This is a genomic window from Saccharothrix longispora (assembly GCF_030852425.1).
Classification (GTDB): Bacteria; Actinomycetota; Actinomycetes; order Mycobacteriales; family Pseudonocardiaceae; genus Actinosynnema; species Actinosynnema longispora.
Map to the genome: position 1 here is coordinate 176,068 of NZ_NSDM01000004.1, position 15,145 is coordinate 191,212.

Here is a 15,145-nt window from a genome sequence, read left to right on the forward strand (position 1 = left end):
CTACCGGCCGGAACGCCGTGTGTACCGCTCCTCGTGCAGGACTTCCTCCACGGGCATCCGGTTGCGCCAGCCGTGCCGCTCCAGGTCGGGGGTGTCGGGCAGCGCCGCGACCGGTCCGACGCACAGCCACGCCACCGGCCGGACCGGCTGCGGCACGTCGAGCAGCCTGCGCAGCTCGTCCTCGCGGTAGAAGCTCACCCAGCCCACGCCCAGCCCCTCGGCGGTCGCCGCGAGCCACAGGTTCTGGATGGCCAGGCACACCGAGTACAGCCCCGCGTCGGCGATGGCGTGCCTGCCGAGGACGGCGGGCGAGCCCCGGTCCGGGTCGTAGGTGACGACCACGCCGAGCGTCGACTCCAGGATGCCCTCCACCTTGATGCGCGAGAACACCTCGGCGCGCTCGGCGTCCAGTTCGGCGGCGAACACGCTGCGCTCGGCCTGCACGTGGTCCCGGAAGGCCCGGCGGGTGTGCTCGTCGCGCACCAGGATGAAGTCCCACGGCTGGGACAGGCCCACGCTGGGCGCGGCGTGCGCGGCGGAGAGCACCCGGCGGAGCACCTCGGGCGGGATGGGGGCGCCGGTGAACTCGCCCCTGGTGTCCCTCCGGCGGTGCACGACGTCGTAGAAGCTCATTCGGAGGATCGTGCCTCACGCGATGAGGTGAACCCGCTGCCGGAGGGGTGGCGTCCGTCTCACCGGGGGCGTTGAGTGCACCGTCATGATGGGTACGGCGCACGGGTCCGCGCTCGGCTTCGCGGGAGGCGTGGCGGTCACCGCGCTGGCCGGCTCCTGGCCCCCGGCCGCCCTGGCCGGGCTCGTCGCCGTGGTGGCGGCGGTGTCGTGGTGGACGACCCCGGCGGGCGCCGCGCTCACCGCCGCGCAGTGCTGGGGGCTGTACGCGAGCTTCGTGGTGGGGCACGGGGGTCACCTCGTGCCGGACTGGCCGGCGCTGGCGGTGCTCACCGCCGCCGGAGCGACCTCGCTGCTGCCCCTCCGTCCACACTGGTCCCGCGAGAGTCCAACGCCCAGGCCCCGGGAGTCCAACGCCCAGGCCCGGTGAGTTCTACGTTCGGGCCGCACACCGTCGGACCCGGGGGTCGGACTCCCGGGGTCAGGTTTGCGTCTCCCCGTCGGGGGAGGTGCGCCACTGCTCGAACGGCCGGTCGAGCCGCCACGCCGCGCCGTCGTGCCACAGGACGCGCTCCTCGCACGTGTTCGGGTTCGACAGCGACTCGAACAGTTCGATGCTCCACCCGAACAGGCGGCGGCACAGCAGCCGGATCGTCAGGCCGTGCGACACGACCAGGGCGGTCTCCGGGTGCTCCGGCGCGCCCATCCGGGTCTCCAGGTCGGTGAGGAACGCGGCCAGCCGGTCGTCCACGTCCGCGCCCGACTCGCCGTTGGGCAGCCGGAAGAAGAAGTGCCCGAACGCGTGCCGCTGGTGCTTGAGCACCTCCTGCTGCACGGGGTCCTGGAGGTTGCCCCAGTCCTGCTCGCGCAGCCGGGGCTCGGCGACCACGCGCTCGGCCTGGTCGCCCAGCGCGAGGTTGCGCAGCGTGGCCCGGGTCCGCACGTACGGGCTCACGTACACCGCGACCGGTGCGCCGGCGAGCAGCCGCTTGACCCTGGGCCCCGCGTCGCGGGCCTCCCGCTCGCCGACCGGGGTCAGCGGCAGGGCGTGGTCGGGGATGCGGCAGTAGGCCGACTCGTCGACGTTGCCCAGGCTCTGGCCGTGCCGCAGCAGGATGATCCGCACACCACCCATGGTGCCGGTGTTACATTGCGACGCGAAACCGGCCGGAAGGTGTCACATGATCAAGTACATCGCGCTGTACCGGAAGCCCGCCGATCCCGACGCCTTCGACGAGGCGTACTTCGCGTCCCACCTGCCGGTCGTGGACCGCACCCCGGGCCTGCTGCGCACCGAGGTCGCCAAGGTCGCCGACGTCTACCACCCGGGCTTCCTCGGCGAGACCGAGCCGCACATCGTCGCCGAGATGTACTTCGAGTCCGCCGAGGCCATGAAGACCGCGTTCCGCTCGCCCGAGTGGCAGAGCGCCGGGGCGAACCTGACGGAGATCGGCGGCGTCGAGCTGGTCGCCATGTTCGCCGCGGAGGTCGTGCAGCGATGATCGCCGTGGTGATCGGCGGCGGCACGATGGGCGCCGGCATCGCACACCTGCTCCTCGCCGGCGGTCACGAGGTCGTCCTCCTCGACGCCGCCGACCGGCTCGACGCCGCCCGCGGGGCCGTGGCGACGTCCCTGACCAAGGCCGCCGAGCGCGGCAAGCTCACCGCCGCGCCGGACGAGCTGCTGGCCCGCCTCGCCGTCGTCGACCGCCTCGACCCGACCCCGGCCGGGCTGGTCGTCGAGGCCGTCCCCGAGGACCTCGACCTCAAGCGCCGGGTCCTGGCCACCGCCGCGGACGCGTGCCCCGACGCCGTGCTGGCCTCCAACACCTCCTCCCTGTCGATCGGCGCGCTCGCCGAGGGCCTGCCCGGCGACCGCGTCCTCGGCATGCACTTCTTCAACCCCGTCCCGGTCCAGCAGCTCGTCGAACTGGTCCGGCACGACGGCGTCGCGCCCGAGGTGGTGGCGAAGGCCCGCCGCTGGGCCGAGGAGCTGGGCAAGACCGTGATCGAGGTGCGCGACGCCCCCGGCTTCGCCACCTCCCGGCTCGGCGTGGCGGTCGGCATGGAGGCCATCCGCATGCTGGAGGAGGGCGTGGCGAGCGCCGAGGACATCGACACCGGCATGCGCCTGGGCTACGGCTGGCCGATGGGACCGCTGCGGCTCACCGACCTCGTCGGCCTGGACGTGCGGCTGGCCATCGCCGAGCACCTGGCCGCCGAGCTGGGCCCGCGCTTCGCGCCGCCGGACCTGCTGCGCGCCAAGGTCGCCGAGGGGCACCTGGGCCGCAAGACCGGCCAGGGCTTCTTCACCTGGTAGACGGGGTTCACCTGGTAGGCAGGACGGCGTGCCGATCCGAGCGCTGACCGAGCGGGACGCCGACGCCGCGACCCGGTTGCGCCGGGCCGCCCTCGGCCGTCCCGGGCGGCCCGTCCCGGGCCCCGGCGCGCGGGGCCTGGTCGCCGAGCTGGACGGCCGCCTCGCGGCCGTGCTCACGATCGGGGACTTCCACCAGTTCTGGGGCGGCCGGACCGTGCCGATGGGCGGCCTCGGCGCGGTGGCCGTCGACCCGCGGGCGCGCGGCCGGGGCGTGGTGGGCGCCCTGCTCGACGCGGCCCTGCGCGACCTGCGCGAGCACGGGCAGCCGCTGGCCGCGCTGTACGCGCCCGCGCCCGCGCAGTACCGGTCGCGCGGCTGGGAGCGGGCCGGCGTCCTGGAGTGGCTCGACCTGTCGCCCGACCAGGTCCCCGCCGGGCCCCGGCTGCCCGCCCGCGCCGTCCGCGAGGACGACCTGGCCGCGCTGCACGCCTGCTACGCCGACCTCGCGTCCACGGTGAACGGCCTCGTCGACCGCGCCCCGCCCGCCGTCGCGGCGCGGGACGTGCTCGACCTCGACATCGCCTCGGTGCTGCCCGGCCACGACGGCGAGGTCCGCGGCTACCTCACCGCCGAGCGCACCCGGCGCGGGCCGCGGGTGCTCGACCTGGTGGCCCGGGACGCCACCGCCCTGGCGGGCCTGCTGGGCGGGCTGCGCGACAGCGCCGGCCCGGCCGACCGGGTGGCGCTGCGGGTGGTCGACCCGGCCGTCACCGGCCTGCTCACCGGGCAGGGCGTGGAGTTCGCCGTCACCGCCTCGCACTGGATGCTGCGCGTGGTGGACCTACCCGCCGCCGTCGCCGCCCGCGGCTGGCCCGCCGCCGAGGGCCTGCGCGACACCGCCGTCGACCTGGACGTCGTCGACGGGCACGCCCCGTGGCACGCCGGCCGGCAGCGGCTCGTGGTCGAGGGCGGCGCGGTGCGCGTGGAGCCCGGCGGCACGGGCGCGGTCACCGTGCACGCCCGCGCGCTCGGCCCGTGGTTCGCCGGCACGCAGGACGGCCACGCCCTGCGCCGCGCCGGCCTGCTCGACGGCGACGCCCGCCTCCTCGATCGGCTGGTCGGCGCACCCGGCGTGCCGCGCCTGGCGGATTTCTTCTAGCCTGACCGGTCGTGCTGCTCGCCGCGCTGGAACTGGTCGGGATCGCCGCGTTCGCCGCCTCCGGGGCGCTCGCCGCGGTGCGCGCCCGGCTGGACGTGTTCGGCGTGACCGTCCTCGCCCTCACCACGGCGCTGGGCGGCGGCATCATCCGCGACGTGCTGCTCGGCGTGCACCCGGTCACGGCCCTGGTGACGTGGCCCTGGCTGGCCGTCGCCGGCGTCACCGGACTGGTGGTCTTCCTGTTTCACCCGACCGTGGCGAGGCTGCGGAGGTCCGTGCTGCTGCTCGACGCGCTCGGCCTCGGCCTGTTCGTCACGGCGGGCACCACGACCGCCCTCGACCTGGGCGCCCCGCCGTACGCGGCGTGCCTGGTCGGCATGACCACCGGCATCGGCGGCGGCGCGCTGCGCGACGTGCTGCTCCGGGAGATCCCGCTGGTCCTGCGGCGCGAGATCTACGCGGTGGCCGCGCTGGCCGGGGCCGTGGTGGTGGCGGCGGGCGACGCGCTGGGCCTGCCGGCGGCGCTCGTGGCGCTGGTCGGCTCGGCGATCGTCGTGGGCGTGCGGCTCGTCGCGCTGTGGCGGCGCTGGGACGCGCCGGTGCCACGGGAGGGTGGTGCCCCGAAACTTGACGGGTAGCTCACACCGGCTTCTCAGGCGGCTCTCAGGACCGCGGGTGAGACTGACCCCATGCGCATCCTCGTTGTCGACGACGACAGGGCCGTGCGTGAGTCGCTACGCCGCTCACTGCAGTTCAACGGCTACCAGGTGGACCTGGCCGGCGACGGCCGGCAAGCCCTCGAATCCGTCGTCTCCCAGCGCCCGGACGCCATGGTGCTGGACGTGATGATGCCCCGGTTGGACGGGCTGGAGGTCTGCCGCAGGCTGCGCAGCACTGGTGACGACCTGCCGATCCTCGTGCTGACCGCGCGCGACGCGGTGTCCGACCGGGTGTCCGGGCTGGACGCGGGCGCGGACGACTACCTGCCCAAGCCCTTCGCGCTGGAGGAGCTGCTGGCCCGGCTGCGGGCGCTGCTGCGGCGGGCCACCACCGACACCACCCGGGAGCCCGCGGGCGCCGTGCTGCGGTTCGCCGACCTGGAGCTCGACCCCGGCACCCGGGACGTGCGGCGCGGCGAGCGGCCCATCAGCCTGACCCGCACCGAGTTCGCCCTGCTGGAGCTGTTCCTGTCGCACCCCAGGCAGGTGCTGACGCGGGGCCGCATCCTGGAGGACGTCTGGGGCTACGACTTCCCGACCTCGGGCAACGCCCTGGAGGTCTACGTCGGCTACCTGCGCCGCAAGACCGAGGCCGAGGGCGAGCCCCGGCTGCTGCACACGGTCCGCGGCGTCGGCTACGTGCTGCGGGAGACCCCTCCGTGAGTCCTGGCGGCACCATGATGGAGGCCGCGAACGGGCGCCTCCAGCGGGTCTCGCTGCACGCCCGCGTCACCCTGCTCGCGGCGTTCTGCGTCGCGGGCGTCGTGGCGGTGGTGTCGCTCGGCGCGTACATGACGGTGAGCAGCAACCTGCACAGCCAGATGGAGGAGAACCTCCGGCAGCGCGCGCAGGCCGCGGTGACCGCGCCCAAGGTCAACAACGACGTCGCCGAGATCCCCGGCGCGTTCCTGGCGGCGGGCGACATCCGGATCGGCGTGCTGGACACGGACACCGGCAAGATCTCGTACCCGAAGGGCGCCGTCGCGCCGCCGATCCAGCCCGCCGACTTCGACGTGGCGCGCGGGCTGAGCACCGAGAACTTCTGGACCGACACGCGGACCGGGTTCCAGGTGCTCACGCTGCCCTACGGCGACGGCCAGGCCATGGTGATCGCCCAGTCCATGAAGGGCCTGAACACCACGCTGGGCAAGCTGTCCGTGGTGCTGTTCGTCATCTCCGGCCTGGGCGTGCTGGTCGCGGCGGCGGCGGGCACCGCGGTCGCGCGCACCGGGCTGCGGCCCGTGCAGCGGCTCACCGAGGCCACCGAGCGGGTCGCGAACACCGGTGACCTGCGGCCGATCCCGGTGTCCGGCGACGACGAGCTGGCGCTGCTGTCCCAGCGGTTCAACTCGATGCTCGGCGCGCTCGCCGAGTCGCAGGAGCGGCAGCGCAGGCTGGTCGCCGACGCGGGCCACGAGCTGCGCACGCCGCTGACGTCCATGCGCACCAACCTGGAACTGCTGCTGGCCTCCGAGCGGCCGGGGGCGCCCACGCTGTCCGACGAGGACAAGGCCGAGATCAACGCCGACGTGCGGGCGCAGCTCGACGAGCTGACCCAGCTGATCGGCGACCTGGTGGAGCTGGCCCGCGAGGACGCGCCGCAGTTCGTGCACGAGCCGGTCGACCTGGTGGAGGTCGTGGAGCGGGCGCTCGACCGGGCCAAGCGGCGGGCCACCGGGGACGTGGACTTCCGCGTGCGGCTCCAGCCGTGGACCCTGCTGGGCGACTCGTCGGCGCTGGAGCGCGCCGTGATGAACCTGCTGGACAACGCGGTGAAGTTCAGCCCGCCCGGCGGCGTCGTGCGGCTGGACCTCGCGCAGCTGGGCGACGGCAGCGCCGTGATCGAGGTGGCGGACTCGGGCACCGGCATCGCCGACGCCGACCTGCCGCACGTCTTCGACCGCTTCTACCGCTCGCAGGAGGCGCGCACGCTGCCCGGCTCCGGGTTGGGCCTGGCGATCGTGAAGCAGGTCGCCGAGCGCCACGGCGGCGCCGCCTACGCGGGCCGCGCGCCGGAGGGCGGAGCGCTGTTCACCCTCCGCCTCCCCGGCCGCCCCGCGCCGCTGCCCGCGCCGAACCCGGTCAGCCCTTCGTCGACCCCAGGGTGAGGCCGCCGACGAACTGCCGCTGGAGCACGAAGAACACGACGAGCGTGGGCAGCGCCACGAGCAGCGAACCCGCCGCGACGAGGTTGTTGTCCACGAAGAACGTGCCCTTCAGGTTCTGCAGCGCCGAGGTGATCGGCATCTTCTCGCCGGTCTGCACCAGCACCAGCGCCCACAGGAAGTCGTTGTAGATCCAGGTGAACTCCAGCGTCGCCAGCGCGGCGAGGGCGGGCCGGCACAGCGGCAGGATCACCTGCCAGTACTGGCGGAACACCCCGGCGCCGTCGACCCGGGCGGCCTCGCCCAGCTCGCGCGGGATGGTCTTCATGTAGTTGCTGAGCACGAAGACGCAGAACCCGGACTGGAACGCCACGTGGATCAGCACCAGGCCGAACTGCGAGTCGAGCAGCAGCCCGCTGTCGCTGAGCCACTCCGGCACCGGCGTGAGCAGGTACAGCCGGTACAGCGGGGTGACGACCACCTGCTGCGGCAGCAGGTTGCCCGCGGTGAACAGCATCAGCAGCGCGATGTTGAACCGGAAGCCGAAGCGCGACACCCCGAAGGCGACCATCGAGCTGAACAGCAGCACGAGCACCAGCGCGGGCAGCGTGACGACCAGCGTGTTCAGGTAGTAGTGGGGCAGGTCGGCCTGCGTCCACGCGTTCCCGAAGTTCTCCAGCGTCAGGCCCTCCGCGACGGAGAAGTAGCCGTTGCGCGCGGTGTCGTCGTAGGTGCGCAGCGAGGCGTAGAGCGCCCACAGCAGCGGGGCGAGCGTCGCCAGGCAGGTGAGGACGAGGAACACGTGCAGCGCGACGCGCGCGGGTTTCACGATCACGCCGGGTCCTCCTCGCGGAACACCTGGAACAGGTAGGTGACGATGAAGCCGAGCGAGATCACCAGCAGCACCACGGCCAGCGCCGAGCCCCACCCGATGCGGCTGGACTCGCCGATGATGTTGTCGGTGACCAGCACGGACAGCAGTTCCAGCCCGTTGCGGCCCTTGTTGATCACGTAGACGATGTCGAACGCCCGCAGGCCCTCGATGACGGTGACCACGAGCACCACCACGTTGACCGGCTTGAGCACGGGGAACGTGACGCGGAAGAACGTCTGCCACGCGTTCGCGCCGTCCAGCGCGGCGGCTTCCTTCAACGCCGGGTCGACGGCCTTCAGCCCGGCCAGGTACAGCAGCATGATGTAACCGGTGTGCCGCCACCCGGCGGCGACGAGCACCGCGTAGAGGTTGATGTCCGGGTCGCCGAGCCAGTTGACCGGGTCGGTGGCCGCGGTGCCCAGGACGTTGTTCAGCAGACCTTGTTCGGGCTGGTAGACGAGCTGCCAGATGAAGCCGACCAGGGCCAGCGACAGCACCATCGGCAGGTACAGCACGCTCTGGTAGACCCGCCCGAACCGCAGTTGCCGGTCCAGCAGCACGGCCAGCAGCAGCCCGGCCACCGTCGGCACGACGAGCAGGAACAGCAGCCACAGCAGGTTGTTGCGCACCGCCGGCCAGAACCGCGGGTAGCTCGTGACGATGTCGACGTAGTTCGACGCCCCGACCCACCGGATGTCCCCGAACCCGCCGATGCCGTCCCACGAGGAGAACGACAGGGCGACGGAGCCGAGCGCCGGCACCCACACCAGGGCGATGTGCAGCAGGGACGGGATGCCGAGCATGAGGCCCAGCACCAGCTTCTCGCGCCCGGCGAGCGCGGTGGCGCGGCGGCGCCGGGACGGCGGGCGGGGGGCGCCCGCCGTCCCGGCGGTCCGCGGCGGGTTCTGCGTCGCGGTCACGCCGTCACCCCGTGAAGATCGTCTTCGCCTGGTCGGCCATGCCCTTGAGGACGGAGTCGACGTCGTCTGGGTCCTGGATGAACGCGTTGAGCCCGTTGGTGGCGGCGTCGGAGGCGAACCGGGGGTCGGTGTCGCGGTCGAGGAACTGGGTGATGTGCGCGGCGTCCTTGATCACCTGCGCGGCCTTGAGCTGGAGCGCGTTGTAGCCCGACGTGTCGGCCTTGCCGGAGGTGGCGATCGCGGTGGGGTCGGCCTTGAGGTAGGCCAGCTGCGCGGCGGGCGTGGCCAGGAACTCCAGCAGCCTGCGCGCGCCCTCGGGGTTGCCGGGCTTGCGGGACATCATGTAGCCGTCGACGGGGGCCTCCACGGTGTCCTGCCCGTGCTCGGGGTTGATCTCCGGGTAGGCGAAGAAGTCGAGGTCGTCGACGTCGGCGCCCTTGAACTGCTGCGCGACGAACGAGCCGAGCAGGAACATGCCCGACTTGCCCTGCTGGAGGCTCTGCGCGGCCTCCTGCCACTCGCGGCCGAGGGCGTTCTCCTGGTGGAACGGCAGCAGCCGCTTCCAGGTGTCGAACACCTCGCGCACCTTCGGGCCCTGCCAGTCCTCCTGGCCCGCCATGAGGTCCACGTGGAACTGGTAGCCGTTGATCCGGAAGTTCAGCTGGTCGAACGTGCCCATGCCGGGCCAGCCCTGCTTCTGCGCGAACGCGATGGGCACGAGGCCGTCCGACTTCATCCTCGTGGCGAGGGCGACGAACTCGTCCAGTGTCTTCGGCACCTCGTAGCCGCGCTGCTGCCACACGCTCCTGCGGTAGAAGACGCCCCACGGGTACTGGGTGAACGGGATCAGGTACTGCTTGCCGTCCGAGGCGGTGGACGCCTCCTTCAGCGCGGGCTCGTACCCGGAGGAGACCTTCGACCACACGTCGGTCAGGTCGCCGGTCAGGCCCTTCTCGGCGAAGAACCGCATCCGGTAGCCCGCGAACCAGGCCAGCACGTCGTCCGGCTTGCCCTGGAGGTAGTTGTTGATCTGCTCCTGGTACTGCTCGTGCTGCTTGGTGTTGACCGCGACCTTCAGGCCGGACTCGCCCTCGAACGACCTCAGCACGGCGGTGATCGCGTCCTTGGGCACCTGGTCGGACTGGTTGTTGCCGAAGGACACGGTGTCCGCCGAGGTCCCGCCGTCGTCGGAGCCGCAGGCGGCCAGCCCGGGCAGGGCCGCGGCGCCCGCTCCGGCGAGGATCAGTCGCAGCAACGCCCGTCGGTTCGGCTGCGGGGCGTAGAACGTCGTCATTGTCGCTCCTACGGGTGACACTCGGCGGGGGGTGAAACGAACAGAGAGTCAACAGAAGTACGCACAATGTGGTGGGACCCACAGGCGCTGTCAAGGCTTGTCGAGTGCTGTTGTTTGACTGTGTTGACGTTCGCGTGCAACGTCGAGCACTCTTGTGGCATGACGACTTGGCCCACCGGTGTGGCAGGCCCGGCCTGGGGCGCGGACTACAACCCCGAGCAGTGGCCCGAGTCCGTGTGGGCCGACGACGTCGAGCTGATGCGGCGGGCCGGGGTCAACCTGGTGAGCGTCGCGATCTTCTCGTGGGCGCGGCTGGAAGTGGAAGAGGGGCGCTACGAGTTCGGCTGGTTGGACCGGGTGCTCGACCGTTTGCACCAGGCCGGTGTGCGGGTGGACCTCGCCACCGCGACCGCCGCGCCACCGCCGTGGCTCACCACCGCGCACGCCGACGAGGTGCTGCCGGTGACCGCCGAGGGCGTGCGCCTCTCGCACGGCTCGCGCCAGGCGTACTGCCCCAGCTCGACCGTGTACCGCGAGAAGGCCGTCGCGCTGGCCCGCGCCCTGGCGGAGCACTACCGCGACCACCCCGCGCTGTCCGCGTGGCACGTCAACAACGAGTACGGCTGCCACGTGGCGCGCTGCTACTGCGACCGGTGCGCGGCGGCGTTCCGGGCGTGGCTCCGCGCCCGCCACGGCACGCTCGACGCGCTCAACGAGGCATGGGGGACCGCGTTCTGGAGCCAGCGCTACACGGCCTGGGAGCAGGTGCTGCCGCCGCGCGCCACGCCGTCGTTCGGCAACCCCGGCCAGCTCCTCGACTTCGACCGGTTCTCCTCCGACGCCCTGCTGGAGCTGTTCAAGGCCGAGCGGGACGTGCTGCGCGAGGTGACCCCCGACGTGCCGGTGACCACGAACTTCATGGTGACGTGGACGTTCGGCGCGCTCGACTACTGGAAGTGGGCCGCCGAGGTCGACTTCGTGTCCAACGACCACTACACGCGCGCCGAGGACGACGAGCGGCACGTGGAACTGGCGTTCTCCGCCGACCTCACGCGCGGGCTCGCGGGCGGCGCGCCGTGGCTGCTCATGGAGCACTCGACGTCCGCGGTGAACTGGCAGGCCCGCAACGTCGCCAAGCTGCCCGGCGAGCTGCGGCGCAACTCGTACCAGCACCTCGCGCGCGGCGCCGACGGCACGCTGTTCTTCCAGTGGCGGCAGTCGAAGGCGGGCGCGGAGCGCTACCACTCGGCGATGGTGCCGCACGCCGGCCCGGACACCCGGGTGTTCCGCGAGGTCGCGCGGGTGGGGGACGAGTACGGCCGCCTCGCCGAGCTGCTCGGCTCCACCGTCGAGGCGCGGGTCGCGATCGTCTACGACTGGGAATCGCGGTGGGCGCTCGGGCAACCCGCCCACCCCACCTCGGACTTCGACTACCAGGCCCACGCGCTCGCCCTGTACCGCTCGCTGTGGCACGCGGGCGTGACCGTCGACTTCGTGCGACCCGGCGCCGACCTGGCGGGGTACCCGTTGGTCGTGCTGCCCGCCCTGCACCTCGTCGACGACGCCTCGCCGTACGAGGAGCACGTCGCCGGCGGCGGTCACCTGCTCGTCACCCACCTGACCGGCACCACCGACACGCGCGGCCACGTGCACCTCGGCGGCTACCCCGGCCCGTTCCGCCGGCTGCTGGGCGTGCGGACCGAGGAGTTCCACCCGCTGCGCGCCGGGCAGGTCGTGACGCTGGACGACGGGTCGACGGCCGCCGTGTGGACCGAGCACCTGCACGTCGAGGGCGCGGAGGTCGTCGCCTCGTACGTCGACGGCCCGCTGCCCGGCGTGCCCGCCGTGACCCGCCACGAGCACGGGTCCGGCGTCGCCCGCTACCTCGCGTGCGGCCTGACCGGCGACGGGCTCGACCGGCTGGTGCGCGCCGCCCTCGCCGACGCGGGCGTGCCGCCCGGCGTGCCCGGCGTCGAGGTCGTGCGCCGGCGCGGTGAACTGTCCGGGACGCCCGTATCGTGGCTGATCGCGGTCAACCACGGAGGCTCCGACGCGGAGCTGCCCGCCACCGGGGTCGAACTGCTCACGGGCGCACGCGCGTCCGGTCGCCAGGTCGTCCCCGCCGGCGGCGTGGTCGTGGTCAGGGAAGAGGTGTGACGGTGCTGGCGCGGCAACGACAAGCGGTGATCCTGGAAGAGGTCCGGCGCACGGGAGCGGTCCGGGTGAGCGACCTGGTCGTGCGGCTGGGCGTCTCGGACATGACCGTGCGCCGCGACCTGGACGTGCTGGCCGCGCGGGGCCTGGTGGAGAAGGTGTACGGCGGCGCCACGTCCGTGGTCGGCCGCAGCACCGACGAACCGGGCTTCGAGGCCAAGTCCGTCCGCCAGTTGCCGGAGAAGGAGGCCATCGCCGCGCACGCCGCCGGCCTGGTGCGCCCCGGCACGGCGATCGGCCTGTCCGCGGGCACGACCACGTGGACGCTCGCGCGGTTCCTCGACGACATCCCGGACCTGACCGTGGTGACCAACTCGATCCGGGTGGCCGACGTGCTCCAGCAGAGCGGGCGCACCGACCGCACGGTCGTGCTCACCGGCGGCGTGCGCACGCCGTCCGACGCGCTGGTCGGACCGGTGGCCGTGCAGGCGCTGAGATCGCTGCACCTGGACGTGGTGTTCCTGGGCGTGCACGGCATGGCCGAGCGCTCCGGCTTCACCACGCCCAACCTGAACGAGAGCGAGACCGACCGCGCGCTGGTCGACGCGGCGGGTCGCGTGGTGGTGGTCGCCGACCACACCAAGTGGGGCACCGTCGGCATCTCCACGATCGCCGGGCTGGACGAGGCGGACGTGCTGGTGACGGACGAGGGGTTGGCCGAGCCCGCGCGCGCGGTGCTCGGGGAGCAGGTCGGGGAACTGGTCCTGGCGCACGTGCCGGGGCGCGGAGAGGAACTGGCGTGAGGCGCACGGCGGGGGAACTTGCCGATGGTCGGGAGATCATCTACTTCGACGACACACCGGACGCGCCGCCGCGGCACGCCGTGGACACGCGTGACCTGCCTCGGACGCAGCCGCTGTCCGAGGTGCGGCGCGACCCGCTGACGGGCGAGTGGGTGGCCATGGCCGCGCACCGGCAGACCCGCACCTACAAGCCGCCGGCCGACCTGTGCCCGCTGTGCCCGTCCACCCCCGGCAAGCCGACCGAGATCCCCGAGTCGAGCTACGACGTGGCGGTGTTCGAGAACCGGTTCCCGTCGTTCGCGCAGGGCGTGCCGGACCTGCCGCCGACCGTGGACGGGATGCCGATGGTGGCCCGCGCGCCGGGGCGTGGCAGGGCCGAGGTCGTGTGCTTCACGTCGGACCACAACACCTCGTTCGGCCAGCTGCCCCCGTCGCGGGTGCGCACGGTCGTGGACGTGTGGGCCGACCGCACCGCCGCGCTGTCCGGGCTGCCGGGCGTCGAGCAGGTCTTCCCGTTCGAGAACCGGGGCGAGGAGATCGGCGTCACCCTGCACCACCCGCACGGCCAGGTCTACGGCTACCCGTTCGTGACGCCGAGGACCGAGCGGATGCTGGCGGTGGCCGCCGACTACCGGCGCACCCACGACCGCCCCGTCATGGGCGACGTCCTCGCGGCCGAGCGCGCCGTCGGCACCCGCGTGGTGGCCGAGGGCGAGCACTGGACCGCGTTCGTCCCCGCCGCCGCCCGCTGGCCCGTCGAGGTCCACCTGGTCCCGCACCGCCAGGTCCCCGACCTGCCGGCCCTGACGGACGCGGAGCGCGACGACTTCGCCGCCCTCTACCTGACGGTGCTGCGCCGCCTGGACGCCCTCTACGACCGGCCGCTGCCGTACATCGCCGCCTGGCACCAGGCCCCGGTCCGCACCGGCCGCGACCTGGCGTGGCTGCACCTGGAGGTCTTCTCCATCCTCCGCACCGCCGACAAGCTCAAGTACCTGGCCGGCTCCGAGTCGGGCATGGGCGTCTGGGTCAACGACGCCACCCCCGAACAGACAGCCGACCGCCTCCGCACCCCCTGACCCGAGAGCCCGCCCCAACCAGGCGACCCGTACATCCAAACCGCGAGTCGTAAGTCCAGACCGCGCGAGTCGTAAGTCCAAGTCGCGCGAGTCGTACGTCCAGGACCCCTGAGTTCTATGTCCGGGCATACCGACCGGACCGCTCGGATGTAGAACTCACCAGGCCTGGGCGTTGGACTCTCGGGGCTCGGGCTTACGACTCGCGGGGCTCGGGCTTACGACTCGCGGGGCTCGGGCTTACGACTCGCGGGGGTCGGGCTTACGACTCGCGGGGTGGGGGAGTGCGGAAGCGGTGGGCCGCGGCGGCGCCGGCTGCCGGGTCCCAGCCCGGGCGGGCGCCGATCACGGCGGTCAGCAGGGGTTCGGTGATGTCGGCGTCGGCGGCGACGAGGGCGTCGACCGCGTCCGCCGGGGCGTGGGACCCGGTGAAGTCGGTGATCAGGTCCCGGCACCGGGCGTCGTCGGCGAACGGCGGGTTCAGCGAGTCGAAGCCGTCGTCCGCCTCGTACTCGGCACGCCGCCACGCGCCGTCCTCGAAGCCGTAGGCGAAGCCGACCCAGTACCCGGCCTCCTGGGCGGCGGCCACGGGCGGCGCCCACCAGTCGGGCGCGCCGGCCAGCAGGTCGGTCTCCTCCTCCTCGAAGTACTCGGCCGCGGGACCGTGGTACGTCTCGGAGTACTCGTGGTCGTGCCCGATCAGCACGGCCCGGCCGCCGTCGAGGTGGTGGAGGTCGGCCCAGTTGCCGCCGCCGTCGTCGTAGTGCCACACCGCGCCGTCCGCGCGGCAGCTGTCGCCCCACCCGCGCGCGGCGCACACCGCGGCGAACGCCGCCCACCTCGCCCGCATCCACGTCGGGTCCGGCAGTTCCACCTCGACCAGTGCCACGTCCGCCTCCTCGGGATCGCGCACATCGTCCCAGTCCCCAGGCGGTGACCGACCGTGACCCCGTCTCGGGTGGTCACCCGATCCGGGCAGCGGTCGGTCGGGCGTCCGGTCCGTGACGTGCGCTTCTCCGCCACGACGCGAAATCCGTCCGCTTTCCCCGATCGGCCGAGGACTCACAACTGATGCCCAGTTTCGTTTAAGG

The 15,145-nt window shown here is 73.0% G+C and carries 16 protein-coding genes; 10 read left to right on the forward strand and 6 right to left on the reverse strand.

Going from position 1 to position 15,145, the window contains the following annotated elements; translation table 11 throughout:
* The gene (gene bluB / locus CKY47_RS11580) at positions 1–633 is read right to left on the reverse strand and encodes a 5,6-dimethylbenzimidazole synthase (RefSeq protein WP_306745727.1); all 633 of its coding nucleotides are present in this window, start codon (positions 631–633) and stop codon (positions 1–3) included.
* Between the two features lie 88 nt (positions 634–721).
* On the opposite strand from bluB, the gene CKY47_RS11585 reads away from it, so the two are divergent.
* Positions 722–1,060, forward strand: coding sequence for a hypothetical protein (locus tag CKY47_RS11585; RefSeq protein WP_306745728.1), 339 nt, complete (start codon positions 722–724; stop codon positions 1,058–1,060).
* Positions 1,061–1,111: 51 nt separating this feature from the next.
* Here the strand turns inward: CKY47_RS11585 and CKY47_RS11590 are convergent, their stop codons facing one another.
* Complete coding sequence (locus CKY47_RS11590) at positions 1,112–1,756, reverse strand: histidine phosphatase family protein (RefSeq protein WP_306745729.1); 645 nt, start codon at positions 1,754–1,756, stop codon at positions 1,112–1,114.
* A 55-nt stretch (positions 1,757–1,811) separates the two neighbouring features.
* Between CKY47_RS11590 and CKY47_RS11595 the strand changes: the two genes are divergently transcribed.
* From CKY47_RS11595 to CKY47_RS11620, 6 genes are read left to right on the forward strand one after another with little or no spacing between them, the layout of a single operon-like run.
* Positions 1,812–2,132, forward strand: coding sequence for an EthD family reductase (locus tag CKY47_RS11595; protein WP_306745730.1), 321 nt, complete (start codon positions 1,812–1,814; stop codon positions 2,130–2,132).
* Positions 2,129–2,950 (forward strand): 3-hydroxyacyl-CoA dehydrogenase family protein, encoded by an 822-nt coding sequence (locus CKY47_RS11600; protein ID WP_306745731.1) that lies wholly within the window; start codon positions 2,129–2,131, stop codon positions 2,948–2,950. Before CKY47_RS11595 ends, CKY47_RS11600 begins: the two co-directional genes overlap by 4 nt.
* A gap of 28 nt (positions 2,951–2,978) precedes the next feature.
* Positions 2,979–4,109 carry a GNAT family N-acetyltransferase gene (locus CKY47_RS11605; protein WP_306745732.1) on the forward strand — a complete coding sequence of 377 codons (1,131 nt, stop codon included), beginning with the start codon at positions 2,979–2,981 and terminating at the stop codon, positions 4,107–4,109.
* Positions 4,110–4,120: 11 nt separating this feature from the next.
* The gene (locus CKY47_RS11610) at positions 4,121–4,747 is read left to right on the forward strand and encodes a trimeric intracellular cation channel family protein (protein ID WP_306745733.1); all 627 of its coding nucleotides are present in this window, start codon (positions 4,121–4,123) and stop codon (positions 4,745–4,747) included.
* 51 nt (positions 4,748–4,798) lie between these two features.
* Positions 4,799–5,491, forward strand: a complete 693-nt coding sequence (locus CKY47_RS11615; protein WP_306745734.1) for a response regulator transcription factor — start codon at positions 4,799–4,801, stop codon at positions 5,489–5,491.
* 14 nt (positions 5,492–5,505) lie between these two features.
* Positions 5,506–6,936 (forward strand): sensor histidine kinase, encoded by a 1,431-nt coding sequence (locus tag CKY47_RS11620; protein WP_306746007.1) that lies wholly within the window; start codon positions 5,506–5,508, stop codon positions 6,934–6,936.
* Here CKY47_RS11620 and CKY47_RS11625 read toward each other — a convergent pair.
* The 3 genes from CKY47_RS11625 to CKY47_RS11635 are packed head-to-tail and all read right to left on the reverse strand — an operon-like array spanning position 6,911 to position 10,021.
* Positions 6,911–7,768 (reverse strand): carbohydrate ABC transporter permease, encoded by an 858-nt coding sequence (locus CKY47_RS11625; protein ID WP_306745735.1) that lies wholly within the window; start codon positions 7,766–7,768, stop codon positions 6,911–6,913. The genes CKY47_RS11620 and CKY47_RS11625 overlap by 26 nt on opposite strands.
* Positions 7,765–8,727 (reverse strand): carbohydrate ABC transporter permease, encoded by a 963-nt coding sequence (locus CKY47_RS11630; protein WP_306745736.1) that lies wholly within the window; start codon positions 8,725–8,727, stop codon positions 7,765–7,767. Before CKY47_RS11630 ends, CKY47_RS11625 begins: the two co-directional genes overlap by 4 nt.
* A 4-nt stretch (positions 8,728–8,731) precedes the next feature.
* Complete coding sequence (locus CKY47_RS11635; RefSeq protein WP_306745737.1) at positions 8,732–10,021, reverse strand: ABC transporter substrate-binding protein; 1,290 nt, start codon at positions 10,019–10,021, stop codon at positions 8,732–8,734.
* 159 nt (positions 10,022–10,180) lie between these two features.
* Here CKY47_RS11635 and CKY47_RS11640 point away from each other — a divergent pair, with 159 nt between their 5' ends.
* The 3 genes from CKY47_RS11640 to galT are packed head-to-tail and all read left to right on the forward strand — an operon-like array spanning position 10,181 to position 14,057.
* Entirely contained in the window at positions 10,181–12,178 is a 1,998-nt protein-coding gene (locus CKY47_RS11640) for a beta-galactosidase (RefSeq protein ID WP_306745738.1), read from the forward strand.
* A 2-nt stretch (positions 12,179–12,180) separates the two neighbouring features.
* Positions 12,181–12,978 (forward strand): DeoR/GlpR family DNA-binding transcription regulator, encoded by a 798-nt coding sequence (locus CKY47_RS11645; RefSeq protein WP_306746008.1) that lies wholly within the window; start codon positions 12,181–12,183, stop codon positions 12,976–12,978.
* Positions 12,975–14,057 carry a galactose-1-phosphate uridylyltransferase gene (gene galT / locus CKY47_RS11650; RefSeq protein ID WP_306745739.1) on the forward strand — a complete coding sequence of 361 codons (1,083 nt, stop codon included), beginning with the start codon at positions 12,975–12,977 and terminating at the stop codon, positions 14,055–14,057. The genes CKY47_RS11645 and galT overlap by 4 nt, the downstream gene beginning before the upstream one ends.
* Before the next feature lie 259 nt (positions 14,058–14,316).
* On the opposite strand, the gene CKY47_RS11655 is transcribed toward galT, so the two are convergent.
* Complete coding sequence (locus CKY47_RS11655; protein ID WP_306745740.1) at positions 14,317–14,943, reverse strand: proteophosphoglycan 5; 627 nt, start codon at positions 14,941–14,943, stop codon at positions 14,317–14,319.
* Positions 14,944–15,145: the final 202 nt, after the last annotated feature.